Source organism: Aerococcus kribbianus, from assembly GCF_026805545.1.
Classification (GTDB): domain Bacteria; phylum Bacillota; class Bacilli; order Lactobacillales; family Aerococcaceae; genus Aerococcus; species Aerococcus kribbianus.
In genome coordinates, this window is record NZ_JAPRFR010000003.1 from 21,269 (window position 1) to 47,160 (window position 25,892).

The window sequence follows — 25,892 nt, forward strand, 5'->3', positions numbered from 1 at the left end:
TAAGGAAATTGTTAGTTGATGAAGGACAAACTGATTAAAAAGTATCACAAAATACAAAACGAGGAAAGAAATTAGGTGGAGAAGCAATAGGCTCAAATAGCTATATAAAGTAAAAAGGCTGGAACCTTCGTCCCAACCTCCTTATATAGTTTGTATTAATTTGCTTATGCTTTGTTTGAAGAACCGAAGTTACGTAATGTTTCCCGGGCAGTCTTAACGATTGCTTCTTTACCAGGTCCGATTACCTTACGTGGGTCATAAACGTCAGAGTCGTTGTTCAATTTTTCGCGAACAGCGGCAGTCCAAACTTGTTGTAGTTCAGTGTTAACGTTGATTTTAGCATGGCCACGATCAATGGCTTTTTGCACTTGTTCTAGAGGAATACCAGAACCACCATGTAATACTAATGGCGCACCAGTTAATTCAGAAATTTCTTTCATTTCGTCGAAACCTAAAACAGGTTCACCTTGGTAAGGACCGTGAACAGAACCTAGGGCAGCTGCTAAGGCATCCACACCTGCTTCAGTCACAAGACGTTGGCATTCTTCTGGGTCAGCGTATTTAATTCCGCCAGTTACACCATCTTCAGTACCACCAACAGTACCAATTTCACCTTCAACAGATACGCCACGTTCATGCGCATATTCAACAACATCTTTAGTCATTTCGATGTTTTCTTCTAATGGGAAGTGTGATTTGTCGATCATTACAGAAGTGTAACCCGCGTCGATTGCACGTTTACAAGCATCGAATGAAGAACCATGGTCTAGGTGAATAGCAACTGGAACAGTGATTTCCATGTTTTCGATAAGGGCTTTAACCATTGGTACAACCACTTCTGGGCCGCCCATGTATTTACCAGCACCTTCAGAAACACCTAAGATAACTGGAGAATTTTCAGCTTGTGCTGCTTCTAGGACTGCTTGAGTCCATTCCAAGTTATTGATGTTTAACTGTGCTACTGCATAGTGTTCTTCTTTTGCCTTGTTCAACATGTCAACCATATTTACTAATGCCATTTGAATTCCTCCTATTTTTTAAATGACGTACGGGAATTCCCCGTTCAGTTGATATTGTAACCTTTCTCACATTTAAAAGACAAGGGAAATCCCCTTATTTCAACGGACTTTTTATTTTTAATGCAAGCTCGGATGGCTATCTCTTGATCACTAATTCCCCATTCTGGGCCATGTATTCGTTTACTTTTAAGCAGTCACTGATTTATTGCCATTTTTTAAAAAGAACATTCTTTGTTTATTGGTTTTCACGCTAGCAAACAAGTAACCAAGAAAGGCAAAAATTCTATCCTATTAAACTTTTTTCTTAGGGGCGCTGAGAAGGAAAGCTACCCCTGCTAGAAGACTTAAGACGATTAAGCCTACGTTAGCTTCTTGACTACCAGTGGCTGGTAAAGCACTTGATATGGCTACTTTTTCAGCTTTTACACTGTTTTGATTACTTTCTTTATAATCAGTTTCTTTGCTTAGCTTACCTTTTGGATCTACAGCTTGATTCGTCTCAATGTCATCCGTCTTCTGACTGTCCTGTTTGAGATCTTGGTCATCCCGACCTGTTACTGGCAGATCGTCTTTATGGTCAGCTTCTGAGTCAGGGTTTGTTTGGCCAGACTCGTCTTTAACGTCTTCTGTTTGATCGTTTTCTTGAACATCTTCCTCGTCCGATTGAAGTGAAGTCAAGCCCAATCCCCCACTAAGGTTAAAATGACTATGACCAACAATCTCTGCCACTTGGTCCGCCAAGACACTCGGCAATGTCACTTGATCATCTTCTACTAGTAAAGAAATAGGATTAGAATAAAACCATAAATCACTATAATTCCGTTCATTAACTTGGTTGAAATAAGTTCTTAAGGCTTCAAGATAATCCCTTTCATTTTCAAAGTCGTCTTCTTGAGGCTTTTCCATGTAGGGATCAAGCAATGGATTCCCCAAGTCATCCGTTTCCCCTGCTGTGTTGACAGCATGATTAGTCCCGCGTAAACGGAGGTAGAAATCTTGGTCCACTATGAAAGGAAGATCAATATGGTAGTACCCTTCTTCATCTGCCTCGCCCCAGTCGGCACTAGTGAAACGTTGACCAATACGTGTGGTTGGATTGTAGTCATTAGTACGATCAGTAACTTGGCCATAAATATTACCTAGGATAAGGTCCATATGGTCTAGAATAGGTTGGTTAGTAATCGTCGATTCATAACCTGGAAAGATTGGTTGGTAGTTATTTTTTTCCGTTGCTCGGAAACGAACCGATAAATTAGCAGGGGTATTCATAGGCACTGCCAAAGTTTGTCCCATTTCAACTCGCTGGTCACCTACTGTAACAAAGAATTCTAGATCCTTTATTAAATCTCCATAAACGGACCAACTATTACCTGATTTCAATCCGCGTGCCACATCTTGGAAGGTATTACCAGTAACCTTAGTATAATTACGGCTATACTCACTTGGCCAATAACCAGAAGAATACAGTTCATTTGACGACACTTTGAAATGGAAATCAGAGTTAGCAAAGTTATAGAAAGGACGCCCTTCACCTAGCATGGCATCCCAAACACCACCAACTTTGGCAACCATCAAATCGGCTCCTCCATAAATATCAGTGGTTTCGCCACGGTCACCACCCATTTGGTTACCAGGCATCCCTTCTAATCCAACTACTACATTAGGAGCCAAATCTTGGATGTCACGTATATCAGCTGCTTTTACTTCGCCACTCCCTCCATTATGGCGGGAAGGATGGTTAACTAGGAGTAGGGACTCTGGATAGTGTTTTTGCAACCAACGCAAGCCGTCATAGGAGTTACTCTTATCAGCTTTGACATTATCGCGCGGGCCAAACACATTGCTTTCATTGTAGTGAAAAGTTTCTGTCGGAGTATCGTAAGCATATAACCACTCAAAATGCCGATAAGCTTCTAATGGTACTCGGTTGGTCCCATCTTCAATAATGGCAACCGTCGCATGGTCCAAACCAAACATGTCCCACTCAAAACCAGGATAATAGATTTTACCTGCATATTTCCCTTGAGATTTCAACTTATTGTATTGCTCAACCTGTTGGGCTAGCGACTTCCAAGTTGGTTTTTGAGCCACTTCTTCACCATTGACATCACGGTCAGACCCACGCAAATGGTCAGCTGTCATATAATAATCAAAGGGTTGGCTGTGGTCTAGTTGTGGTTGACCACCAGTAGGTAAATCAGACAGCTCTTCGCCAAAAGCAGCATCTAAAACATTTTCAAAAGTCATATAAGGTTCAGAAGCATCACTGGATTGGTTGGTATGGTTGTGGACTTCTCCTTGCACAATCCGCGTTTCACTAGGCACCGCTGGATCCTCCACTAAATGGCCTTGGTTTTGTAAATCAAGTGGATCTTCCGCTTTATTATAATAGTCACCAGTGTTTTCCGTTTCTAGCTCGCCATACTCATTATTACGTGTGACCACAGACTCTTCTGGTGCTTCTTCCAACATTTGAGCCACTTCTTCCGCTTCTGCCGCTTGAATCAATTGAATTTGACTTGACCAAGCTGCCGCCAAAGTCACCGCTGATATAAATAAAATTCGTTTCCCAAGTCCCATCGCTTTCAATCCTATTACCTCCCTCAATCTAACTCTGCCTTGTAGACTCTTTCATTATAGCGAGTCAATGTCAATTTTAGGTAAAGCTTGTGTCAAATTTATGTAAAATCAGAGGGGGTATAATGGAACCAGCAAGCAATAGAACCCGCTTACATCATCCATCCCATTCCTGTCTTTTGAATTAGTCAGAACAGCAAATTGCCACTTACTAATTGAAAAGAGACCCTTTATCTAAAAACAATACAAAAAAGGCCGGAATCTAGTTCCAGCCTTGCCTATAGATTTATATTTATATCTGCTTAGAATTCATCTTCGTCGTCTTCATCGAGGGCGTCATCGTCGATTTCAGTGAGGTCGCCCTCTAAACCGTCTTCTAGGTTGTCTTCAGAATCATCTTCAGTGAAGTTGTTGAGGTCAGAAGAGTATTCTTCTAATTCGTCGTCTTCATCGTCATCTTCGTCGTCGTAGTCAGCTTCTTCATCAACGAGATCTTCGTCTTCAGGGTCATCTGAGTTATAGTCGATAAGGTCGTCTTCAGTCGCAGCAAAGGTTGATGTTTTCTTGCGTGTTTTGTGTTTTTTCTTGATTTCTTCATCATCAATAGAAGAAATGATTTCTTCATCAATTGAATCAACTGGGTACCATTCCCGTAATCCCCAACGATTTTCACCTAGGGAAATGAAGGCACCATCCGCATTCATTTCAGTGTAGAAGAGGGCCATTTTGTTTTCCAATTCATCTTGGGGCATTTCAAGATAATCTTGAATTTTAACCAATAAGTCATCAAAAGAGTGGACGTCATTCGTTTCTTGGAGAATGGCGTAGGCCACTTCGACCATTGAAAGCTGTTGTTTATTTAAACCATCCAAATTTTTTAATTTCATCTGGGGCTCATCCTTTCGCCTGAATATTGCAGCTTGGTGTGCATCTCTATTATTCTACCTCATTATTGGTCGGTATTGCAATCTTATTTTATAATGTCCCAAAACATGGTCATCTTGGCTGAGCTGATAGGCAATGGTTAAGGCTTGCCAGTCAGAGGCTAATTCCTCATAGTCAACCGTCTTTAAAAACCCTTCAAATTCCAAGGCTTGGTCTTGGAAAATTGGATAATAAATCAGGGTCGGTGTTTGATAGGAAAAGGGCATGATGATTTTGCTTTGGTCAAATTGCCGCTGAATGGTCAGGTCTTTGTTGGCATTGAGTTTAATCCGCACCTGACTTTTTTGGCCTTCCCATTCTTCTTGGTAGGTAATGTAGTGTGTCTCTCCCACCTGGAAATAGTGACCAGAACTCTCCCAGTTAAATGTTTCTTGTCCGCCCCCTTCTGCCTTGGGGTTAATAATTTCTGAACTCGCCTTTATTTCAATCGGCTGTTTATTCATTGGGATCCCATCCTCTCCCTTTTATTTTAGCGGATTCAAGCGCATTTTTAAACCACTAAGTCGCCTCCCACCCTAGTCTTCCTGTGTTATAATGAAACCACCAATTAGAAAGGATGCGCCTATGACTCTATCGACTCTATACCCCGATCAATCCACCCTTGTTTTGGGCCAAATTGACCATTTTGTGGACAAGGAAGACTTCTTTCTGCCCTTTGCGCTTGATGATGCCTCACTACACTTGTTGAACCAAGCAGAGACAACTTATGATGCCATCCTACATTTCTGGCCCACTGTACCAGCTGTTTTTCTCGGCGGGATGGATATGCGAACTCCCTTTATCGACCAAGGATTAAAATTCCTAATTGATAAGGCTCAGGTCCCCACTATTATTCGCCCAGCTGGAGGCTTAGCGGTGGTTTCTGATCCTGGCATTCTTAATTTCACCTTAGTTCTAAATGCTGGTGACCAACGTTTACCTATTGACCAGGCTTACCAGGTCATGGTTGATTTAATGAACGAGGTCCTAGCCCCTTACGATTTAGTGGGGAAGACGGGACAAGTCGATGACTCTTATTGTCCTGGTGCTTATGATTTCTCCGTTCAAGGCAAAAAAGTCGCCGGTATCGCCCAACGTCGTATTGGTCAAGCAGTGGGCATTTATGTCTACGTGTCTCTAAAGGGGCCTCAAGATCAGCGAGGGCAATTGATTCAAGACTTTTATGCGCAAGCTATTCAAGGGCAAGAAACGCGCACCTTCTACCCTCAGATTAATCCTGATAGTATGGCTAATCTTGGTGACTTTTGTTCTGACTTAGCTAGTGTCTCTGCCTTTAAGCAGGCCTTGGTTAAGGCAGTAAAGGCTAATGGTTTTAGCCCTGAGCCTCTGGATTGGGAGCAATTAGCCATTGATAAACACTTAGAAAAGATGCACAAACGTAACCAAAAAATTGTGGAGATGACCTCCCTAGCAGATAAGGAGTAATACTATGTCCATTGCCTCTGCCAGTCAAAGAATTCCCGAAAAAGTATTCCGTGACCCTGTTCACGACTATGTTTACGTGCAACATCAGCTAATTTTAGACCTGATTAACACCAAGGAAATGCAACGTCTGCGTCGCATCAAGCAATTAGGGGCGTCAATTTTTACCTTTCATGGTGCCGAACACTCCCGTTTTTCGCATTCGTTGGGAGTCTATGAAATTACCCGACGAATCGTCGACAAATTCTACCGGTCTTACCCTAGCCAAGAACCTGGTGATGGCCTCTGGGATGATAAGGAACGGATTGTGGTCTTATGCGCTGCTCTCCTTCATGATATTGGTCATGGGCCATTTTCGCATACTTTTGAAAAGATTTTTGCCACCGACCACGAGGCCTTGACTCAAGCGATCATTACTAGTCCCGAAACTGAAGTCAACCAAGTCTTACGCCAAGTCAGCCCCGAGTTTCCCGAAATGATCGACTCAGTCATCAACAAGACCTATCCTAATCCCCAGGTGGTCCAGCTGATTTCTAGTCAAATTGATGCTGATCGAATGGATTACCTAGTAAGGGATTCTTACTTCACCGGCACAAACTACGGAAACTTCGATCTGACGCGAATCCTTCGCGTGATGCATCCCTATAAGGATGGGATTGTCTTCGATTATGCCGGTATGCATGCGGTGGAAGATTATGTGACTAGCCGCTATCAGATGTACATGCAAATCTACTTCCACCCGGTTTCGCGTGGGATGGAAATGATTCTCAATCGTCTGATGCAACGGGCCGCTGACCTCTACCAAGATGACAGCATTTATTTTGACCCACAAAGTCCTTTTCTTATCCCCTTCTTCGAGAAGAATTGGACGCTCAATGACTATCTCAACTTGGATGATGGGGTACTCCAATGCTATTTTGCCCAATGGTTGGTCCAAAATCCTGATGCCATACTCAGTGACCTAGCGGACCGTTTCCTCAATCGTAAACCTTTTAAGTCGGTGACCTTTGACAAGGAGAAGGACCAGGCCAATTTAGCCAAATTACTGACACTCATTGAAGAATTGGGTTATGACACCCATTACTATACCGCCTTGAATTCTAGCTTCGACCTTCCCTATGATTTCTACCGGCCTAATGCCGAAAAACCACGGACTCAGATCGAGCTTCTTGAGAAGGACGGTACCATGGTCGAACTTTCCCAAGCTTCTAGCCTGGTTCAAGCCTTCACTGGTAAACCACGAGGTGACCAACGGATTTACTTCCCTAATGAACTCTACTATGGCAAGAATCACGACCATATCTCCCTATTCGAGCCGCTCCTAGATAACATCCATGACATGACCCGAACAGGCAAATTACGCGCACTCGATTAGCAAATAAATAAAGGAACAGGCGGGCTCCCGGGCTCGCCTGTTTTCCTTTAAGATTAGATTTCCAAGAGATGCTTTGTTTTTCAGATTTTAAAGCGGGTTATTAATCGATTAAGTTAAGAGGCGAATTAATTTTGATTTTTAGGCAAATTCGGTTTCGCGAATGTGCACATCTAGCTTTTTTAGCAATTCTATCACAGCTTCCACTTGCCTCCCAAACGCACACTTTATAAAATTTTGCCAAAGTTAAGGGGTAGATATTCCTAATTGTTGATTTTTTTAGTAAGATGGAGGTATTAAGTAAAGGAGCTATTAGCATGAGCCAAACTACCCATGAACACAGCGCCCAAGAGGCGAGCTTATCTTTATACAAAAAAAATAAAGAACGTATCAAAAACTTAGATCCAGCTTTTCAAGATTTTTATCTGGATTGCCAGTCCTATCTCTACCTATCGACCCCGCCTAGCTTAGCGGTTGATCAGGCCCTTAGCCAATTAATTGATAAGTTAGAACTTGCCCAAAAGCAGGGCATTTCTATCGATGCTATGATTGGTCTCGATGGTGAATCTTATTGCAAACAGGTTCTCCGTCGTCTCAAGGCACCTAAATATTCTTTCGAAGTGACACCTTACATGAAATATATTTTCTACTATGTCTTGCTTACCATGACCATAGTGGCTATTTTTGAAGGGATACGTGGTGGTTTTTACTATGGTGATTTAGCTGCTGCCTTTCAAATGCCGATTGCAATCTCCTTGCTCGGTTTACCCTTGCAAGTATTAACGATTTTGACTGCCTTCTTCTTTGGCGTTCAATTCCGTTTAAACCGGTCGTTTGATGCCACTTGGTACAGTAATGGTAACCCTTTGTATCTAGCGGCCTTCCTTATTTCTCTATTAGCAGCTATTACTATTCCTTTTATCACGCATTATTATGGGGTCTTTTTAGTGCATTTCCCCGTTTGGCTGGTCTTATTAGTGGCCCTTATAACAGCAATCAGCCAATACCTATCTGATAAAATCAATCTCAGTGACCACTTTTTCAATTATGTGGATGCTCGCCAAGCGAATGACCAAGCCACGAAGCGTGAGAGTCAGAACTATGAGGCTATCACCAGCGATGATTATTATGGTAGCGAAGATGAAGAATTCGACACCGACAAGGCAAACGACAATAATCTGACCCTTTGGCAGACGGTTCGTTTGAAAAACCCCCTAATTACACGGAAATCTTACCGGAAAATGCGGCAGCAAGAAGATAAAGCTGACAAAGAACATAAGAACCACAGTAAAAAACACTAGAAAGAGATGACCAGCTTATGCCTAAAATCGCAGTAATCGGCGGTGGAATTGTGGGTTCTACCGCTGCCTATTACTTATCCCAAAAACCTGATGTAAGGCTAACCTTATTTGATGATGATCAAGGCCAAGCCACCAAAGCGGCAGCCGGCATCATTTGCCCTTGGTTTTCCAAACGTCGTAATAAGGCGTGGTACCGCTTGTCCAATCGCGGGGCCCACTTTTACCCTGAGTTATTGGCAGATATGGCAAAACACGGCTTAAGCTCTAAGGCCTATGAGAAAAAGACCACCTGGATCGTTAAAAATAAGGCGAAGACTGCTGATGACTTAATTGAAATTGCTAAAAAGCGTCAAGTGGAGGCGCCTTTGATCCAAAAAATTGCCAAACTCACTCCCCAACAGATTCGCGACAAAGTCCCACAAGCCCAAACTCAAGCCACTGTTATCGTAACCGATGCCGGTGCCATTGTTGATGGCCAAGCCTTGTGCCAGGACTTGCAAACGTTATTACAGGCACAAGAGGGAGAAATCATTCGTGAGCGCGCCCAAATTGAGGCAATTACTGACAACAGCCTTACCATTAATGACAGAAAGTTTGATGCCGCTATCCTAGCGGTAGGAGCGTGGTTACCTGAGCTACTCCAGCCTCATGGGTATAATGTTGACGTCCGCCTACAAAAGGGGCAACTGGCGGTTTACCAAGACCAATCGTCAAGTCAAGATCTCCCCTTGATTATGTTAGATGGGGAAGGTGATATTATCCCTCATCACCATGGCCAAATTTTCATCGGCGCTAGCCATGAAGATGATATGGGCTTCGACCTCACCGCTGACCCTAGCGTTCTAGCTGCGATTGAAAAGGCAGCGGCTGATTTTCTTCCAGCTATTGAAAATCGCCAAGCCGCTGAGATCAAAGTCGGTACCCGTGCCTACACCTCTGACTATGCCCCATTCTTTGGTCAGCTAGCCGACCATCCTCACATCGCAGTGGCCTCCGGGCTTGGCTCATCTGGTCTTACTTCTGGCCCACTAATTGGCAAAGAATTGGCCCAGCTAATTTCCGGCCAGCCGACTGAAATGACCCTGGCTGACTATGATGTCAATCGCTATGTCACTAAACAATAAACAAAACAGCCTTCTCTGCTAGACTTTATCTACAAGAGAAGGCTGTTTTTTATCATTTTTTACGTTTAGTCCAAGACTGCTGTTCTGAAGGCGATTGCTCACATTCTTTATTTTTGTTGGTCTTTTAGTAAGTCGCGGATTTCAGTAAGCAATACTTCTTGGGCGTCCACTTCTTCTTCCTCTTCTTCTTCCTCAGCCACAAAGTTGGATTTCAATGTTGCGACTGCTTTCATGACGAAGAATAGGACTAAGGCAATAATTAGGAAGGTGAAGACTGCTTGGATAAAGTTACCCACCATCAAGTCAACTGGTCCTAATGATAGCACGATGCTAGAGAAGTCAGTTGATCCCATTGCGGCACCTACGATTGGCATAATAATATCAGCAACAAGTGAATCAACAATAGCAGTAAATGCAGATGCCATAACTACCCCAATTGCCATATCGAGGACGTTACCTTTAGCGATAAAATCGCGGAATTCTTTTAACATAATAATCTCCTTTCTGTGGTTAATTCCCTTCATATTAAAGCACAAACCACCCCAACCTGCAAGATTTTTACTCAAGTCGATTGCAGATAATAGAAAAATTTCTACCATGAGAAGAGTATTAAGTTAATCATTTGCAATAATTAAGCAAAATAATGTACCCAGGCCAAACCTGCGCCCAATAGCAAAATAGTCATCATGAAATGGAATTTACGGTGCATAAATAAAATGGCAATAAATTCTCTAATCATGCCAAAAATTCGGTCCCCAAGTGGAGAAGGGGCACCCAAACCGATAATCTGATAAATCCCTTCCATATGCGCGTATAGATAAGCCCGATAAAGGTGGTAATTAGAAGTCACGAAGGCAATGGGTGTCGCCTGAAGAATACGGCGGTGACCTTCGATAATTTGTCTGGTAAAGATAAAATTATCATGAGTGCTGTGAGCCTCTTCTTCTTGGATAATTTTCTGACTAGGAATGCCTTGGTCCACGAGGTAAGCCGACATAAGCTTGGCCTCGCTAGACTGAATGCTATCCTGGGTTTGGGCTCCACTGACGATAATCGTTGGATAATTTTGATAGAGAAACTTATGCCGCTCTAAGTAGCGAACCGCCATGTCCAAGCGAGATTTGAGATCAGTAGACACGCCCTTCTTCTGGTCTAAACGCGCCCCTAAAATCACTAGATAATCGACTTTTTTCTCAGTCACTAATAAGGACAAGCGTAAACTCACCAGGAGATAATTAAAGAATAACAGGACAAAATAGGCCATAGCAAAACTCGGTACAGTGACCCAACGCTCATAAAAAGCATCATCCATAGAATAATACTGGTAATAATGGAAGAGGGTCATCGCTAACAAGATTAACCCTAAGGCTACACCCACTGCCAACTGTAAGCGACTGCTTTCTTCTTGGTATAGATGGTAGGCAAAACTAATAGAGCCAAAACCAAATAGCCCCATCAATAAGGGCGCAAAGACCATCGCAATGGTTTTTAAGTGATAAAAAAATAATTGCAAACTCACATTATCCCCAAATTGAGGATCATTGACAATGGCAACCCCCAAAACAATTAGGGCCACTAAAATAATCAAGTTATCAATTAAATTTCTGGGCGCAATTAAGAGAATTAAGACCCCCAAGATAAAGAGGGCCAAAGCAATCAGATAGAGCATCTAACCCTCCTCTCCCATATGATAAGCTGCATAGACTTCTTGCTTAGCAAGACCATTTTGTTTGGCCACCTTCTTAATGGCTTGTTTGGACGTGAGACTATCATTGGTCATCCACCAGTTGACTTGCTCAGCTAAGGAAAGATCGGCTAAAGCCGATTGGAGCAGGTCATCATTACTTTGCGGATGATCGTTACCCGCAAGCAAAAGACAAATTTCCCCTTTAATATCGGGATGGACATCATAATAATCGACTAGTTCTCCCAAACTACCACGAACAAAATTTTCATAAGACTTGGTAAGTTCGCGAACGACCACAGCAGATCGGTCAGCCCCAAAAACCCCCATCATATCGGCCAAAGTTTGTTTGAGTCGAAAAGGCGATTCGTAAAAAATCATCGTATAGGGAAAATTGACATGGTCCTGCAGGCTATGCAGGCGGTCGTTTTTCTTACGGGGCAAGAAACCAATAAAGGCAAAGCGGTCAGGATTTAAGCCCGACGCAACCAAGGCCGTTAACCCGGCACTAGCTCCTGGCAAGGGAATCACCGGAACATTAGCTGCAATACAGGCCGTCACTAGGTCAGCACCTGGATCTGAAATAGCCGGCATCCCAGCATCAGAAATTTGAGCAATCCTTTGTCCTTCGGCTAACTTAGCCAGAACTTCTGCTTGTCGCTCCTTCTCATTATGCTCATGGTAAGAGAGTTGGGGCGTGGTAATATCAAAATGATTGAGAAGTTTCTGGCTATGACGCGTATCCTCAGCTAAAATCAAATCCGCTTCCTTGAGAATATTTACTGCACGAAAAGTCATATCATCTAAGTTACCAATTGGAGTCGGAACCAAATATAATTGCCCTACTTGTTGACTTTTAAAACTCAATTGTTCCTGCATCGTTTTCCCTCCTAGTCTCTACTTACTCGCAATTTTAGCTTGCCAAGCCATAAAAAAAGGACTGCTACAGTCTAAGTCCACACGGGCAGCCGAACTTGCATAGTTTAAATCAACCACGCCCGCTTGGTAGAGTTCAGCTTCCTTTTCTTGGCGGCTTAATTGTTTAAAATGATACTCGCATGACATGGCCAATGACTTACTTGAAAAGGCCTTGGTCATTACCATGCGATTGGGACGACGAGAAGCTGGCCGGGTGTATTTGGCCGCTGTTCCAGCTAGGTGTTGGGCTTGGCGGCGGTCAGGATCGGTGGTGTAACCTGTATAGAGACTGCCATCCCGACACGCTAAAACATAAAAATAATACCACTCTTTACTAGCCATAATCCACCCGCCTATTCCTCATCACCATAGATAATCTTCTTAGCTTCTTCACTATAATCATCACTTTCGGTTTGCGTATAAAAGGGAGGTTGAATCACTAAGCCCTTTTCTTGGCCATTCTTCATAAATTCCAACAAGATGGTTTTAGCAGGTTGGCCAAACTTGGGATAAACAAACTGTAGACGCTTCAAGGTAAGTTGGTAGCGATGGCCTAGCACGATCAACTCAGATAAGCGCTCTGGTCGATGGACCATATATAGTTTCCCTTTGCCCCGTAAAATATATTTGGCTTGTTTAAAAATATCTTCCTGGGTCATTAAAATCTCATGGCGGGCAATCGCCTTTCGATCATTAGGATTGAGCCGCGACTCATCATAGCGTTTGAAGTAAGGCGGATTACAAGTAATGACATCCACAGAATCCTTGCTAAAATAGCGCTTAGCGTCCTTGATATCCGCAGTTAAAATCTTGATTTGTTGCTGCAAGTGGTTATGGACCACTGACCGGCGCGCCATGTCTGCCAGGTCTGCTTGAATTTCAAGTCCTTGAATCGGCGCCTCCGTTTTTGCGGATAGGAGCAAGGGGATTACCCCATTGCCCGAGCAAAAATCGACAATTACCTGCCGTTTTTTCATCCGAATCTTGGCGAAGTTTGCCAACAATAAGGCATCAATCGAAAAGGTAAAGGCCTCCGTACTTTGAATAATATCTAATTTTTGCGGAATCAACCGGTCCAAGCGTTCATGAGGGTGTAAGTCCAATCCAGATTTTTCCTGATTAGCGCTCATTACTTGTCGCCTTCCTTGTTGCCATAAAGAATATCCAGGCAAAACATGCACTGTTCATCATTTTCCCGTCGTTGGCCATAGGAAATATTACAAATGTGAAAACCGTCCTCATAAATATGCATGAGATTTTGTCGGGCTTTAGACAAGCCTAAGTCATGACTTGCTTGGGTCGCATTATGATTAGCACTGTCTTGACCGTCTTGGTAGGCGCTAGAATAAGCATTGATTCGTTCTCGCAAATAATGATTTTCCATTTCTAAGTTATGCGAATTAACCAAGAGTTCATCCCATTCCCGGCTTAAACTCTCCACTTCTTGACTCATCTGGGCGAGCTGCTCTTGCATGGCCAATAATTTATCCGTCATTTCCCTTTTGTCCATGACACACTCCTACTTTCTAAACACTTGCCTGTAAACTCTAACACATATCTTACCATATTTTGTGGGTCAACTCCTAGACGGATACAAGATTCTCTATGAAAAATTACTTTATTCAGCTAAAATGGAAAGAGAAAAAGCTAAGTCATAATTTTCGCTCACACAAGGAGGCAATGACATGAGTTCATTTGATGCAATTTACCAATGGGCCGACCGTTATGATGAAACGGACTATTATCATTTCTGGGGCAACTCTCAATTACCCTTAGGCTACACCTACAACAAAATCGTCCTAGATTTCATCCCTAATCTGGACGAATTTCCAATTCTAGAGGATATCTTTTTAGATTACGCCTATGAACTTGACCTATCCTACTATAGTTTTGACTTTCCCGCTAATCAAGCCTTGGGGCAAAAATTGATTGCTTATTTAAATCAGGAAGAATACGGCCTAGAAATTAACCGTCTCTTAAGTATTGACCCTAAGGATTTTAAGACTAGTCGCCTTAGTCCCAAAGACATTACTGTCACTGCCCTTAGTTCAGCAGGCCAGGGATGGGATGACTTTTTCCACTTTCATTACCGAGAAAATCAGGCATTTGGCCAAGACTTTGCCAATCAATCTCAAACTTTCTACCAAGCTGTTAGAGAAGAAGACCAGCTAATTGCCCTTACAGCTTATCGAGAGCAAGAGCTCTTAGGGGTCATGGTCCTAATCGATAGCCCCAACAGCCTAGAAATTGACGATTTCACGGTACTCGAAGACTACCGAGGCCAAGGCATTGGCCAAGCCATGCAAACTTGGGTCATGGACCGCGCCCAAGACCAAGGCAAAAATGTCATTCTACTAGCAGACGCTGATGATACGCCACTTAAAATGTATCTAAAACAGGGCTATCAAGACCTAAGTTTTCGAATTTCTGCCCATAAACGCATTCCTCAAGCCATCCGCCAAGATATCAGTAATTATCAAGCAGGCAATCCCCCGCAATTTTAAGGCTCCCTCACTTAAAAACTCCCTTAAAGTAAGTATCAAATGACTAACTTACTTTAGGGGAGTTTTCACTATTTATACTTGGGAAGCATCCTAGGAAGGGGTATCTGCTTGCCACCATGCCAAGACTAAATATTCCAGGGCTGCTTGGACAGCGACCTGGTGGTTGATCATCAGCTGAGCCTTATGCAGCAGGTGCTGTCCCTGAATCAAGTCTGCCAGCTGGCAATGGTTTAACCACTTACTATAATTGGCTTGGTAGTGGGGGAATACCAAATTTTCTTCCAAGTATTGGTCGGAAATTTGCTTGGCATCCGCCAAAGCCAAGTGCATTAAATCACGCGTCATAAAGGCCATTAAGCGTAGAAATTGAATATGCTGGCGACGGTCATCACTTAGCCCTTTGATAGTGGTTTGCACCATGGTAAAGGCGCGCGGATCTTTTTGTAAGATTAAAGGAAGCCACTGGGCGCTGACCTTGACCGCTTGGCTAAAGACCTCATCCTCTGCCAAGGCCAAGGCTTGGTCCCGGTCATTAGTTAGATGGGCTAATAAGTGAGCCTGCTGACTATTAATACCCGCTTGCATTAAGAGTTCCGCGAAGTCTTGACTATTTAAGGCTGGAAATTGGATCACCTGACAACGCGATTGAATCGTCGGCAAGAGGGCATCACGGTTAGGAGTAATCAGAAAAATCAACATATTAAGACTGGGTTCCTCAATAAACTTCAATAGGCTATTGGCCGCACTAGCTGTCATCGTTTGCGCCTGGTTGATGACAAAAATTTTATAGTCGCCTTCCATGGGAGATATAGTCAACTCTTGTTTCAGCTGGCGAATTTGGTCAACCTTCAACGATTGCTCTTCTGGAGCAATGGTAAGGAAGTCAGCATAGTCACCATTTTGAATCCGCTGGCAAATCTGACAGTGACCACACGGCGCCTCTGCATTAGGACATAGCAAGGCCGCGGCAATATAGCGCGCCATATCTTCTTGGCCCGACCCGGCCATCCCTTCTAAAATATAGGCATGACCCAAACGATCATTCGCTAAAACCTGGTCAATCATAGTGACCAACTGAGCTTGTTTATCTTTAATTAGCCATGTGTTTTCTGCCACAAATCGACACCTCCTCCATATCGTTTTCCTCAAATACTCTCGCTTTATGCTCTCTTATTAATCGTTTTTAAAGCATTGGGGAAAACGAGCTTTAATCGCAACCAATGCTTGCGCTTGCATGCGGTCAGGTGACTGGCTGGCGTCAATCTTCACTAGTCGGTCCCCAGCCTGGGCGTTAATGATTTGGTAACCAGCCACTACCCGCTCGTGGAAGTCAATAGCCTCCTTGTCTAGGCGATTTTGTTGGGCCTCCTCACGGTTAGCCTGGATGCGGTCAATCCCTTCTTGAGCAGACAGGTCCAGATAAAGGGTCATATCTGGTAATTTCCCTTCAATAGCAAACTCGTTGATAGCGGCTACTCCTTGAGCGCCAATCTCACGCCCATAACCTTGATAAGCAATAGAAGAATCCACATAACGGTCACACAAGACCATTTTCCCCGCCGCTAGCGCAGGTAGAATCTTATTCACTAGGTGCTGACGTCGACTAGCAGCGTAAAGCAAGGCCTCCGCCCGTGGATCTAAGTCCGTGTGTTTAGGATCTAGAATGACACCACGGATTTTCTCTGCTAGAGGCTCTCCCCCGGGTTCACGGGTCAACAAGAGTGGCACCTGTAAGTCCGCTTGTAAACGATCAACTAGGCCTTGAATCAGGGTGGTTTTGCCTGCCCCATCTGGCCCTTCAACAGTAATAAAATAGCTCATGCTTATACTCCTTTACTGGAATTAATCAATCTCACGACGCCCTTCCAAGGCCCGCATCAAAGTCATCTCATCAGCATACTCAATGTCAGAACCTACCGATAATCCGTAAGCAATCCGTGATACCTTAATCCCAGCTGGTTTAATCAAACGCGACAAGTAGGTGGCTGTTGCTTCCCCTTCAGCAGTGGCATTCGTTGCAATAATCACTTCTTTGACCGTTTCATCTTGTAAACGTGTCAAAAGTGAGGGAATGTTTAAGTCTTCCGGACCCGTCCCGTCCATGGGCGACAAAACACCGTGGAGAACATGGTACTTCCCAGTAAACTCATGCATCCGTTCCATAGAGACCACATCACGGATTTGCTCAACCACTAGAATTTGTTCATTATTCCGGTTCGGGTCAGCGCAAATCTCACAAGGATCATCCTGAGTAATATTACCGCACACCGAGCAATATTGCAGCTCCCGTTTAACATCGATTAAGGCATTGGCAAACTGGAGCACATCCCCTTCATCCATGTCTAAGATATAAAAGGCCAGGCGTGACGCTGTCTTCCGCCCGATACCCGGTAATTTAGAAAAACTATCAATCAGATGTGCAATCGGTTCTGGGTACTGCATAGCCCGCTCCTCTCCAAAATAAAGAACCTAGGAACAAGTTCATTTGCCCTAGGTCCAAGTGTCGCCAGTTTTATAGTCCAGGAATGCCCTTGGTGTATTGGCCCATCATGTTGTTGGTTTCCTTCTCAACCTGGTCTAAACCATCATTCACTGCTGCGATGACAAGGTCTTCTAACATATCCACATCATCAGGATCAACAGCATCAGCTTTAATATCGATGGCTTTCAATTTTTTATCCCCAGTTAAGGTGGCTGTTACCATACCAGAAGGCTCTTTGCCAGTAAACTCCTTGGCTTCCAGTTCCTTTTGAGACGCCTCCACTTGCTTTTGCATCTTCTGCATTTTACGCATCATTTGTTGCATATTGGCCATTCCGCCTGCCATAAATGCTCACTCCTTAAAATCGTTTTTACTATTTCCTCTATTGTAATATAGATTCTTGCCTAAAAAAATTATTAAGCACTGCACCCCTAATCATAGCAAAAATTGCCCCTAGTTAAAAGCCATAGCTAGGTTCGAACGCCAATTTCACTAGTTAATTTAACCGTAATGTCACACTCCCATTAGTAATATTAAATTTGTTCAAAGGCAAAAGCCTACTCATGCCCAACCGCTACAATCCCGTTAGCAGTGTTGGTTAGCTAGGTTGGAACGAAACTTTCTCAAGTTAATTTTTAAGGCGACGACTATGATAAACCAAGAAGCAGCTCCAGAAAAAGGCAAGCACCTGCAGCATCATAAAGCCATCATAGCCAGTATTTTCAAAAAGCCAATCCGTAAAGAAAGGATTAAAGTAGTAGGTCCCCATTAATAAAGTCAGTAAGACGACCTCCACTACAAAGAAGGACTTTGGAATTTGTTTTTTAAAACGGGCCCAAACAGAAACCAGCAAGGCCAAACCAGAGAAAATTCCGATAAAGTAAAAACTCAATACCATAGCTGCCATAAAGACTGATGCGAAAAATTCAGTGCTTGCAAATAATTGTAACCAAGAAGTAATGTAACTCAGTAGCAAGCTCCCAAAAATAAGGACATAGACAGCAAAAGGCAAACAATTAACGATTTTCACTAATCTTTTCATTAAATTCCCTCCTTAATACGCTAATATACCTTTATTATATTAGGCTAAACTATAGGAAATAATTTAGATCAACAGCTTATGAGAAATACCCGTCGCACAAAATAAACAAGAGCAAAAATTTAAAGACAACGGTGAAACGGCACGCAAGTATCCATTCTTAATAGGTAATTTTTATTAAAACCACGCATGCAATTTCTAACTCTAGACTAGGCTAACAAACGCCCTTTTCTACTCATAGTATAGCATCACGGATTCTTCACTGTTAAATTTGACCAATATTTCACAATCTATCTTTGCAGATTACAGCTTTCTTAATTAGGGTGAGACGGCAGAGATAAACTTTCTTACTAAAATTACTACTTGACTACAAACTGTATTGACTATTTTTCCAACAAAAAAGCAACCACCTACTTGAGGAAAGTCGCTAAAATTGAATATTAATAGATTGATTACTTATCAGGAATCCGATTGAAGAGATAATAAATCATAAACACGGTCCATAAAAAAAGCGCAATCCGCACTGGCCATAGTGGAACAAAGACAATAGATATTGTCATCAAAAGTGCAATCCGCTTGGCAATTCGCTTCTTTGTATCGCGCGCAATAGTTTTAGTTTCCGCATAATCAGCCACATACGACTGATAAATTTTAGTCCCCTGTAGCCATTGGTGGAAACGCTCAGACGAACGGGCAAAACAGAAACCTGACAATAACAAAAATGGTGTCGTAGGTAAAATCGGCAAGGCCGCTCCCAAAATACCTAAAGCAAATGATAAACAACCCCCTACAATTAGAAAATATCGCATAAAAGCTCTCCCTTCAAGCTTTATTGTCCGAAATTCACAAGATTTTGTCAATATCTTTTAGCCTTTATATTGCAAGTGATAAATTTTCGAGACCAATAAAAAGCGCTATCAAAGGTTTTATAAACAAAATAAAAACAGCCGTTTCTGCGGCTGTTTTTTTTACTATATTAACGAATTAAGCTGGCTTGTGAAAATTGCTAGCGTTTTGTGGTATTGCTTGGCATCTTGTGACGCTTATGGAGGGCTTGCGATTCTTATCTTCTGGGATATGACGCGTATAGACCTCTTTCACTTCTTATCTTCCGCGATATGACGCGCAAAAACCTCTTTCACTTCTTATCTGCTGCGATATGACACGCATTCGCCTTTTTCACTTCATATCCACTACGATATGACGCGCATACGCCCTTTTCACTTCTTATCTACTGCGATATGACGCGTATAGACCTCTTTCACTTCTTATCCACTACGATACGACGCGCATACGCCCTTTTCACTTCTTATCCACTGCGATATGACGCGCATAGACCTCTTTCACTTCTTATCTTCTACGATATGACGTGCATAGACCTCTTTCGCTTCTTATCCGCACTCTAAGCCCTCTACAAAATCCTAGTCATCCACCACAGTCACAGATTCCTCGCCAAAGAGATCAACTGCTTGCTGGACCATGTCATCCGCCTGATCAGCGTCGCTATCCTCACCTACCGCAGCAGTCAAATCAGGATCAGCTTGGGTCATAGCGGTTGGCGTCGCTTGGTCATCAGTACGCGTTTCCCCCAATAACTCGTTGACTTTACCGGCTTTATAGGCTTGGGCGAATTTTTGCCGGGTTTTGTCCCATTGGTCGCTAGTTAAGACTAACATCTTGCTAGGGTGTCCTAACATCTTCTCCGCAGTGGCTTCTATCTCAGCCTGAGCTTCAGGGTTATCGGATAACTTTTGGCAAAGAATATCATAATCAAAGCGCACCACAAAGCCATGGGAGCTAGCGGCTGCAGGATAAGTTTGTTCTAATAAGGCCGCCTGTAAACTAGGCAAAGAAGCCACCAAATCTTGCCAAATTGCCTTGACCTGATCTAAATCTGTGCGCGAAGCCTGGCTGAGCACCTTATAAATTTGTCCATAATTAGGTTTAAAAGGCGCATGGTTACGGCGGGGTTTGGTGCCAGCCTTGGCTGCTGAGCCAGAATGACTTTGGTCACTAGCACCTTGACCACCTTGTTTGGCTAGCGCTGCTTGCAAGTCCTTAACCTGGGCTTGTAAGTCAGTAAGGGCTTGATTGGCATCACCCGCTAGTTCTGACTTCGCTCCAACAGCCTCCTCACCCGTAGCTGACACCATCTTAGGGAGGTCATGGGCCAACTGGACGCTAACTACTTCTAAATAAATCTCCGCCTGCAAAGTAAAGCGAATTTCCTGTTGGGTATCTTTAAAGGCAGCCATAATACGGTTAATCTGCTCCACACTAATGGCCTTAGCAAAGAGGTAGAAGCCGTCATCATAACGCTGGGTCAAGAGTTCAGTGGCATCCTGAGCCATCTCCTTGGCCATCAACAAATCTCGGACAAAGAGTAGCTCTTCCTCCACAAAACGCTTGGCATCTTGACCTCGCCGCAGCATATCTTGGAGAAAACTCAAAGCAGAAGCCACCTGACCATTCACTAGAGCTTGGTTGAAATCAACCAAGAGCTCCTCGCTCAAGGTCCCAGTAATTTCACGGGTCGTTTCTAGACTAATGGTGTCTCCAGAAAATGAAATCACCTGGTCCAATAAAGACAAGGCATCCCGCATACCCCCATGAGCTGCTCGCGCAATCACCGCCAAGGAGCCGACTTCATAATCGATCCCCTCATCATCCAAAATATAAGCCATACGCGACTCAATTTCTCGGTGGTTAATCCGCTTAAAGTCAAAACGCTGGGTCCGCGAAATAATCGTTGCCGGTATCTTATGGGGTTCCGTCGTCGCTAGGATAAAAATAACATTGGCAGGAGGCTCTTCCAAAGTCTTCAACAAAGCATTAAAGGCTCCTGTCGATAGCATATGGACCTCGTCAATGATATAGACCTTATAGTCTGCTTGCGTAGGCGCATAACGCACCTTATCCCGGATATCACGAATCTCTTCAACTCCATTATTGGAAGCCGCATCAATTTCAATGACATCACTCAACGACCCCTCCGTAATGGCCCGACAAATTTCACAGTCATTACAAGGCTCTCCATCTTCTTGATGGGGACAATTAATGGCCTTAGCAAAAATCTTAGCAGCTGACGTCTTTCCAGTCCCCCTAGGGCCAGAAAATAAGTAAGCGTGGCTAGTTTTATGCGTCCGAATGGCATTACGCAAGGTGGTCGCTACCGCCTCTTGACCAACAATATCTGAAAATTTTTGCGGCCGCCACACCCGGTACAAGGCTTGATAGGTCATAATCGCTGCTCCTTTTCTCTAGTCTTCATAACAGACTCATTATACTTAAGATTTTTCCCTAATTCAATCTAGGTTCTCCCAGACATTTTGCTAATAAAAAAGCCCATCTCCTAGCATTTCCCGCTAAAAGATGGGTTAATTTTCGATTAATCTTACAGCACAAGATGGACAATGCTTAGAGCTGCTTCGTTCCCGATCTGACCCGGTTCACACCTCCACCCTTGCCATAAGGCCTTTCGGCACTCTATATCATAACACAAGTAGTCTTACTATGTAAAGAGAAAATAAAATAGACTACCTTACTGCCCTTACCAAGTAATCCAAGCGATTTAATTAATATCATAATTATACTATCTCCCCACCCAAAAACATAGTGTTCTCTTACTCACCAACACAAAAAGACTGGACGCATTCGTCCAGTCTTTTCTTCTTCTCTATGCAATTAATTATCGTCACCCATGTCTTTGACTTTCATCATTCGGGTGATTGAAGCCCGTTCATCTTCTTCGAGTTTCATTTCGATATATTTGATGGTTTCTTGGTGGTCAGGAATCATCCGATATTCGAGGGCGTTTACCCGGCGCCGTGTGGATTCAATTTCGTCTGCCATGAGTTGGCAAGTTTTTTCGATTTCACTGAGTTTGAGCAGCTTGGGTAAGACCTCGTTCAAGACGTCTAGGGATTCATCGAGTTCACTAGAAGTATTGAGGTAACCGTAGGAGAGTTTTTCTTCTTCGGCTTCTTTTTCCTCTGAGTAGTGAAATTGCATGTCAGGCACGCGGACACTCATCACGTTTTTCTCACGAATTTGTAGGCTAGCTTCTTGGCTAGGGATTGCCACCAATTCTTCTACAAAGGCGTCGTTCATAGTGGATGAGGCCAAGACAAAGTTTTGTAGGGCATCGGAGAGTTCTTCTTCGACTTCGATCCGCAATTGGTTGTTTTCCTTGATGAGATCGATAAATTGCCGCATCAATTCGTCTTGTTTGTCCTTCAATAATTTATGCCCCCGCTCAGCAACATCTAAGCTATCCTTGAGGTTGCTGAGCTCCATCCGGGTCGGTTTGACGTTTAATGCGTTGGCCATTTAAACATCACTCTCCTTCAGGCATGTATTTTTCAATCATTGGGTCCTTAATCCGAGTTAATTCAGACTTAGGTAAGATTGTTAAGAGTTCCCAACCTAAATCTAGGGTGTCATAGATTGACCGGTTGGTGTCGAAGCCTTGGTTGACGTATTCTTCTTCGAAACGGTTGGTAAACTGCAAGTAAAGTTTATCCGTATCGGATAGGGCAGATTCACCTAGTACGACAGAAAGTTCCTTGGCTTCTTTCCCTTTGGCATAGGCAGCAAATAGTTGGTTCATGGTTGCCGCGTGGTCTTCACGAGTCTTACCTTCACCAGTCCCCTTGTCCTTCAACCGTGACAAGGATGGGAGCACGTTAATTGGTGGTTCAATCCCTTGGTTGGCCAAGTCATTATCTAGGATGATTTGACCCTCAGTAATATAACCTGTTAAGTCAGGGATTGGGTGGGTGATATCGTCTTCTGGCATGGTTAGGATTGGAATCTGTGTTACCGAACCGTTTGAGCCTTCTAAACGACCAGCCCGTTCGTATAAGGTAGACAAGTTAGTATATAGGTAACCTGGGTAACCACGACGACCAGGAACTTCCCGACGTGCTGCGGAAACTTCCCGCAAGGCTTCACAATAGTTCGTCATGTCAGTCATGATAACCAAGACGTGCATGTCTTTTTCGTAAGCTAGGTATTCGGCTGCTGTTAAGGCAATCTTAGGTGTTGCTAAACGTTCGATTGCTGGGTCGTCCGCCAAGTTAACAAACATCACTGACCGGTCGATAGCTCCTGTTTCTCTAAAGGAATCCATGAAGTATTTTGATTCTTCAAAGGTAATCCCCATAGCCGCAAAGACAACGGCGAATTTTTCGTCGTCATTTAATACGGTTGCTTGACGAGCAATTTGGGCCGCCAATTCCTTGTGGGGAAGACCGGAACCAGAGAAAACAGGAAGTTTTTGCCCACGAACCAAGGTGTTCAAGTGGTCAATAGTAGAGATACCCGTTTGGATAAACTCATCTGGATAGTCACGGGCCATTGGGTTAATGGCTTGACCGTTGATGTCTAAGCTCTTGTCTGGGATGATTTCTGGGCCATCATCAATTAAGTTACCTAAACCATCGTAGATCCGACCAATCATATCTTCAGAAACGCCAAATTCTAGAGGACGTCCTTTGAAACGCACCTTGGTTTCTTGGAGGTTAATTCCTGATCCCCCACCATAGATTTGGACAACGGCTTTGTCTTCTTGGATTTCTAGAACTTGTCCAATCCGAGTTTCGCCGTTTTGTAGTTGAATTTCTACCAATTCGTCATAAGAGACGTCTTCAACATCTTCGACAATCATAAGAGGTCCGTAGACGTCAGATACTGTTTTGTATTCTTTTAACATTAGTCATGGCCTCCTTCTTGAATCACTGATTCGATTTGTTGGTCGATATCGGATTCGATGGTGTCAAATTCTTGGATATCGTCTTCATGAATGTATTTCATCCGTGAGATTTTTTCGCGGACGTCTTTGCTTCCTTCTAGAATTTCATCATAATAGGCACCTAAGTCCATGGCTTTACGTGCCTTGTCACCGTAATGCAAGATAACAGATAACATCTTCGTTTGTTTTTCATCAGAAGTTGTCGTATCTACATCATCGAAGGCATTTTGTTGTAGGAAGTCTTCACGCAACATCCGAGCCACGACTAGGGTTAGTCGGTCAGATTCAGATAAGGCGTCTACCCCTACCAAACGCACAATTTCTTGTAGGCTTGATTCTTCACTCAATACTCCCATGGCTTGACGAACCATCGCTGACCAGTCAACTCCACGTTCTTCTGACAAGTGTTTGGTGACGTCAGCTTGGTAGAGGGAGTAAGAGTCTAACCAGTTGATGGCTGGGAAGTGACGTTGTTGGGATAGTGAGGAGTCTAGTCCCCAGTAAACCTTAACTACCCGTAAAGTATTTTGGGTAACTGGTTCAGATGTATCTCCCCCTGGAGGTGATACGGCACCGATAGCTGTAACTGAACCTACCCGGTCATCTGAACCTAATGTTTGGACAATACCGGCCCGTTCATAGTATTCAGCAATACGTGATCCTAGATAGGCTGGGTAACCTTCGTCACCAGGCATTTCTTCCAAACGACCTGACATTTCCCGCAAGGCTTCGGCCCAACGTGAAGTAGAGTCAGCCATAATAGCAACAGAATAACCCATATCACGGAAATATTCAGCAATCGTAATACCGGTATAAACAGAAGCTTCCCGAGCGGCAACAGGCATGTTGGAAGTGTTGGCAATCAATACGGTCCGTTCCATGATTGATTCACCGGTTTTAGGGTCAACCAGTTCTGGGAATTCGTTAATAACGTCAGTCATCTCGTTACCACGTTCCCCACAACCAACATAAACAACGATGTCAGCGTCGGCATATTTAGCGATTTGGTGTTGCACCACTGTTTTACCTGCTCCGAATGGTCCCGGAACAGCAGCTGCCCCACCCTTAGTGATTGGGAAGAAAGTATCAATCACCCGTTGACCGGTTGACATAATTTTGTCAGGGGCATATTTTTCTTGCACTGGGCGTCCTTTACGTACTGGCCATTTTTGTACCATAGTAAAGTCCTTGACCCCATCTTTGGTTTCCACTTGGTAAACAGTATCTTTGATAGTAAATTCGCCACTTTCAATAGCAACTAATTTACCGGACACGCCGACTGGAACCATGATACGGTGTTCAACGACATGACCTTCTTGAACAGTTCCGACGATGTCCCCAGCTTCTACCTGATCGCCCACTGATTTTTGAGCTTTGAATTCCCAAACAGTGTCGCGATCTAGTGGGTCAATGCGGACTCCACGTTCTAAGAACCATGAATCGGTTTGGTCCATAAAGTCTTGTAGGGGACGTTGAATCCCGTCAAACATCTTAGTTAACATACCGGGACCAAGTTCAACAGACAGGGGTTCCCCTGTAGTTTTCACTACTTGGCCTGGTTTCAATCCTGAAGTTTCTTCGTAAACTTGGATAAAGGCAGTGTCGCCGTGCATCTCAATAATTTCTCCGGTTAGGTTTAAGTCCCCAACCAAGCAAATGTCACGAACAGCTGCTTCATCCATGCCACTGGCTTTAATCAGTGGTCCAGAAACTTCGATAATTTTTCCGTCTTTCAAAGCTGTTCCTCCCTTGT

The 25,892-nt window shown here is 43.5% G+C and carries 25 protein-coding genes and 1 other RNA gene; 5 read left to right on the forward strand and 21 right to left on the reverse strand.

Annotated elements, in window-relative coordinates; genetic code table 11:
* Window positions 1-164 precede the first annotated feature (164 nt).
* From fba to OW157_RS06350, 4 genes are all read right to left on the reverse strand, one after another.
* A complete protein-coding gene (gene fba, locus OW157_RS06335) occupies window positions 165-1,019 on the reverse strand; it encodes a class II fructose-1,6-bisphosphate aldolase (RefSeq protein ID WP_268752509.1) in 855 nt (284 codons plus the stop codon).
* Between the two features lie 291 nt (window positions 1,020-1,310).
* Window positions 1,311-3,608, reverse strand: a complete 2,298-nt coding sequence (locus OW157_RS06340; protein WP_268752510.1) for a CehA/McbA family metallohydrolase domain-containing protein — start codon at window positions 3,606-3,608, stop codon at window positions 1,311-1,313.
* A 290-nt stretch (window positions 3,609-3,898) separates the two neighbouring features.
* Window positions 3,899-4,483 (reverse strand): DNA-directed RNA polymerase subunit delta, encoded by a 585-nt coding sequence (gene rpoE / locus OW157_RS06345; protein WP_268752511.1) that lies wholly within the window; start codon window positions 4,481-4,483, stop codon window positions 3,899-3,901.
* Between the two features lie 54 nt (window positions 4,484-4,537).
* Window positions 4,538-4,984: a DUF1934 domain-containing protein gene (locus OW157_RS06350; RefSeq protein ID WP_268752512.1), complete on the reverse strand. Its 447-nt coding sequence runs from the start codon at window positions 4,982-4,984 to the stop codon at window positions 4,538-4,540.
* Between the two features lie 121 nt (window positions 4,985-5,105).
* Between OW157_RS06350 and OW157_RS06355 the strand changes: the two genes are divergently transcribed.
* The 4 genes from OW157_RS06355 to OW157_RS06370 all read left to right on the forward strand — a co-directional run bounded on the left by OW157_RS06355 (window position 5,106) and on the right by OW157_RS06370 (window position 9,760).
* Window positions 5,106-5,966, forward strand: coding sequence for a lipoyl protein ligase domain-containing protein (locus tag OW157_RS06355; RefSeq protein WP_268752513.1), 861 nt, complete (start codon window positions 5,106-5,108; stop codon window positions 5,964-5,966).
* 4 nt (window positions 5,967-5,970) lie between these two features.
* Complete coding sequence (locus tag OW157_RS06360) at window positions 5,971-7,338, forward strand: HD domain-containing protein (RefSeq protein ID WP_268752514.1); 1,368 nt, start codon at window positions 5,971-5,973, stop codon at window positions 7,336-7,338.
* 314 nt (window positions 7,339-7,652) lie between these two features.
* Complete coding sequence (locus tag OW157_RS06365) at window positions 7,653-8,636, forward strand: ABC transporter permease family protein (RefSeq protein WP_268752515.1); 984 nt, start codon at window positions 7,653-7,655, stop codon at window positions 8,634-8,636.
* A 17-nt stretch (window positions 8,637-8,653) separates the two neighbouring features.
* A complete protein-coding gene (locus OW157_RS06370; protein WP_268752786.1) occupies window positions 8,654-9,760 on the forward strand; it encodes an NAD(P)/FAD-dependent oxidoreductase in 1,107 nt (368 codons plus the stop codon).
* Window positions 9,761-9,867: 107 nt separating this feature from the next.
* On the opposite strand, the gene mscL is transcribed toward OW157_RS06370, so the two are convergent.
* From mscL to OW157_RS06400, 6 genes are all read right to left on the reverse strand, one after another.
* A complete protein-coding gene (mscL, locus tag OW157_RS06375) occupies window positions 9,868-10,251 on the reverse strand; it encodes a large conductance mechanosensitive channel protein MscL (RefSeq protein WP_268752517.1) in 384 nt (127 codons plus the stop codon).
* A 140-nt stretch (window positions 10,252-10,391) separates the two neighbouring features.
* Window positions 10,392-11,429 (reverse strand): YdcF family protein, encoded by a 1,038-nt coding sequence (locus OW157_RS06380; protein WP_268752518.1) that lies wholly within the window; start codon window positions 11,427-11,429, stop codon window positions 10,392-10,394.
* On the reverse strand, window positions 11,430-12,323 hold the full coding sequence (rsmI, locus tag OW157_RS06385) for a 16S rRNA (cytidine(1402)-2'-O)-methyltransferase (RefSeq protein ID WP_268752519.1): 894 nt from the start codon (window positions 12,321-12,323) through the stop codon (window positions 11,430-11,432).
* Window positions 12,324-12,341: 18 nt separating this feature from the next.
* On the reverse strand, window positions 12,342-12,704 hold the full coding sequence (locus OW157_RS06390; RefSeq protein WP_268752520.1) for a GIY-YIG nuclease family protein: 363 nt from the start codon (window positions 12,702-12,704) through the stop codon (window positions 12,342-12,344).
* 11 nt (window positions 12,705-12,715) lie between these two features.
* Window positions 12,716-13,492, reverse strand: coding sequence for a tRNA1(Val) (adenine(37)-N6)-methyltransferase (locus OW157_RS06395; protein WP_268752521.1), 777 nt, complete (start codon window positions 13,490-13,492; stop codon window positions 12,716-12,718).
* Window positions 13,492-13,872: a DNA replication initiation control protein YabA gene (locus tag OW157_RS06400; protein WP_268752522.1), complete on the reverse strand. Its 381-nt coding sequence runs from the start codon at window positions 13,870-13,872 to the stop codon at window positions 13,492-13,494. Before OW157_RS06400 ends, OW157_RS06395 begins: the two co-directional genes overlap by 1 nt.
* Window positions 13,873-14,047: 175 nt before the next feature.
* Here OW157_RS06400 and OW157_RS06405 point away from each other — a divergent pair, with 175 nt between their 5' ends.
* Entirely contained in the window at window positions 14,048-14,866 is an 819-nt protein-coding gene (locus OW157_RS06405; protein WP_268752523.1) for a GNAT family N-acetyltransferase, read from the forward strand.
* Window positions 14,867-14,956: 90 nt separating this feature from the next.
* Here the strand turns inward: OW157_RS06405 and holB are convergent, their stop codons facing one another.
* The 11 genes from holB to OW157_RS06460 form a co-directional block, all read right to left on the reverse strand.
* On the reverse strand, window positions 14,957-15,982 hold the full coding sequence (gene holB / locus OW157_RS06410; protein WP_268752524.1) for a DNA polymerase III subunit delta': 1,026 nt from the start codon (window positions 15,980-15,982) through the stop codon (window positions 14,957-14,959).
* Window positions 15,983-16,039: 57 nt separating this feature from the next.
* Complete coding sequence (gene tmk / locus OW157_RS06415; protein WP_268752525.1) at window positions 16,040-16,687, reverse strand: dTMP kinase; 648 nt, start codon at window positions 16,685-16,687, stop codon at window positions 16,040-16,042.
* Between the two features lie 21 nt (window positions 16,688-16,708).
* On the reverse strand, window positions 16,709-17,308 hold the full coding sequence (gene recR, locus OW157_RS06420) for a recombination mediator RecR (protein ID WP_268752526.1): 600 nt from the start codon (window positions 17,306-17,308) through the stop codon (window positions 16,709-16,711).
* Window positions 17,309-17,378: 70 nt separating this feature from the next.
* Window positions 17,379-17,693, reverse strand: a complete 315-nt coding sequence (locus OW157_RS06425; protein ID WP_268752527.1) for a YbaB/EbfC family nucleoid-associated protein — start codon at window positions 17,691-17,693, stop codon at window positions 17,379-17,381.
* 283 nt (window positions 17,694-17,976) lie between these two features.
* Entirely contained in the window at window positions 17,977-18,390 is a 414-nt protein-coding gene (locus OW157_RS06430) for a hypothetical protein (RefSeq protein WP_268752528.1), read from the reverse strand.
* A gap of 449 nt (window positions 18,391-18,839) precedes the next feature.
* Window positions 18,840-19,196 carry a YbaN family protein gene (locus tag OW157_RS06435; protein WP_268752529.1) on the reverse strand — a complete coding sequence of 119 codons (357 nt, stop codon included), beginning with the start codon at window positions 19,194-19,196 and terminating at the stop codon, window positions 18,840-18,842.
* 612 nt (window positions 19,197-19,808) lie between these two features.
* Window positions 19,809-21,629 (reverse strand): DNA polymerase III subunit gamma/tau, encoded by a 1,821-nt coding sequence (gene dnaX, locus OW157_RS06440; protein WP_268752530.1) that lies wholly within the window; start codon window positions 21,627-21,629, stop codon window positions 19,809-19,811.
* Window positions 21,630-21,774: 145 nt separating this feature from the next.
* An RNA gene (ffs, locus tag OW157_RS06445) (signal recognition particle sRNA small type) lies at window positions 21,775-21,863 on the reverse strand.
* 208 nt (window positions 21,864-22,071) lie between these two features.
* Complete coding sequence (locus tag OW157_RS06450; RefSeq protein ID WP_268752531.1) at window positions 22,072-22,716, reverse strand: V-type ATP synthase subunit D; 645 nt, start codon at window positions 22,714-22,716, stop codon at window positions 22,072-22,074.
* Between the two features lie 7 nt (window positions 22,717-22,723).
* Window positions 22,724-24,100 (reverse strand): V-type ATP synthase subunit B, encoded by a 1,377-nt coding sequence (locus OW157_RS06455; RefSeq protein ID WP_268752532.1) that lies wholly within the window; start codon window positions 24,098-24,100, stop codon window positions 22,724-22,726.
* Window positions 24,100-25,875: a V-type ATP synthase subunit A gene (locus OW157_RS06460; RefSeq protein WP_268752533.1), complete on the reverse strand. Its 1,776-nt coding sequence runs from the start codon at window positions 25,873-25,875 to the stop codon at window positions 24,100-24,102. Before OW157_RS06460 ends, OW157_RS06455 begins: the two co-directional genes overlap by 1 nt.
* Window positions 25,876-25,892 lie beyond the last annotated feature (17 nt).

Coding starts and splice junctions, on each gene's coding strand:
- OW157_RS06350 (WP_268752512.1), bottom strand. CDS start 4,984: ATGAATAAACAGCCGATTGAAATAAAGGCGAGTTCAGAAATTATTAAC.
- mscL (WP_268752517.1), bottom strand. CDS start 10,251: ATGTTAAAAGAATTCCGCGATTTTATCGCTAAAGGTAACGTCCTCGAT.
- OW157_RS06430 (WP_268752528.1), bottom strand. CDS start 18,390: ATGAAAAGATTAGTGAAAATCGTTAATTGTTTGCCTTTTGCTGTCTAT.
- OW157_RS06360 (WP_268752514.1), top strand. CDS start 5,971: ATGTCCATTGCCTCTGCCAGTCAAAGAATTCCCGAAAAAGTATTCCGT.
- OW157_RS06425 (WP_268752527.1), bottom strand. CDS start 17,693: ATGGCAGGCGGAATGGCCAATATGCAACAAATGATGCGTAAAATGCAG.
- tmk (WP_268752525.1), bottom strand. CDS start 16,687: ATGAGCTATTTTATTACTGTTGAAGGGCCAGATGGGGCAGGCAAAACC.
- OW157_RS06380 (WP_268752518.1), bottom strand. CDS start 11,429: ATGCTCTATCTGATTGCTTTGGCCCTCTTTATCTTGGGGGTCTTAATT.
- OW157_RS06400 (WP_268752522.1), bottom strand. CDS start 13,872: ATGGACAAAAGGGAAATGACGGATAAATTATTGGCCATGCAAGAGCAG.
- OW157_RS06370 (WP_268752786.1), top strand. CDS start 8,654: ATGCCTAAAATCGCAGTAATCGGCGGTGGAATTGTGGGTTCTACCGCT.
- OW157_RS06355 (WP_268752513.1), top strand. CDS start 5,106: ATGACTCTATCGACTCTATACCCCGATCAATCCACCCTTGTTTTGGGC.
- OW157_RS06435 (WP_268752529.1), bottom strand. CDS start 19,196: ATGCGATATTTTCTAATTGTAGGGGGTTGTTTATCATTTGCTTTAGGT.
- OW157_RS06450 (WP_268752531.1), bottom strand. CDS start 22,716: ATGGCCAACGCATTAAACGTCAAACCGACCCGGATGGAGCTCAGCAAC.
- OW157_RS06390 (WP_268752520.1), bottom strand. CDS start 12,704: ATGGCTAGTAAAGAGTGGTATTATTTTTATGTTTTAGCGTGTCGGGAT.
- dnaX (WP_268752530.1), bottom strand. CDS start 21,629: ATGACCTATCAAGCCTTGTACCGGGTGTGGCGGCCGCAAAAATTTTCA.
- rsmI (WP_268752519.1), bottom strand. CDS start 12,323: ATGCAGGAACAATTGAGTTTTAAAAGTCAACAAGTAGGGCAATTATAT.
- OW157_RS06365 (WP_268752515.1), top strand. CDS start 7,653: ATGAGCCAAACTACCCATGAACACAGCGCCCAAGAGGCGAGCTTATCT.
- OW157_RS06395 (WP_268752521.1), bottom strand. CDS start 13,492: ATGAGCGCTAATCAGGAAAAATCTGGATTGGACTTACACCCTCATGAA.
- recR (WP_268752526.1), bottom strand. CDS start 17,308: ATGCAGTACCCAGAACCGATTGCACATCTGATTGATAGTTTTTCTAAA.
- OW157_RS06455 (WP_268752532.1), bottom strand. CDS start 24,100: ATGTTAAAAGAATACAAAACAGTATCTGACGTCTACGGACCTCTTATG.
- rpoE (WP_268752511.1), bottom strand. CDS start 4,483: ATGAAATTAAAAAATTTGGATGGTTTAAATAAACAACAGCTTTCAATG.
- OW157_RS06405 (WP_268752523.1), top strand. CDS start 14,048: ATGAGTTCATTTGATGCAATTTACCAATGGGCCGACCGTTATGATGAA.
- fba (WP_268752509.1), bottom strand. CDS start 1,019: ATGGCATTAGTAAATATGGTTGACATGTTGAACAAGGCAAAAGAAGAA.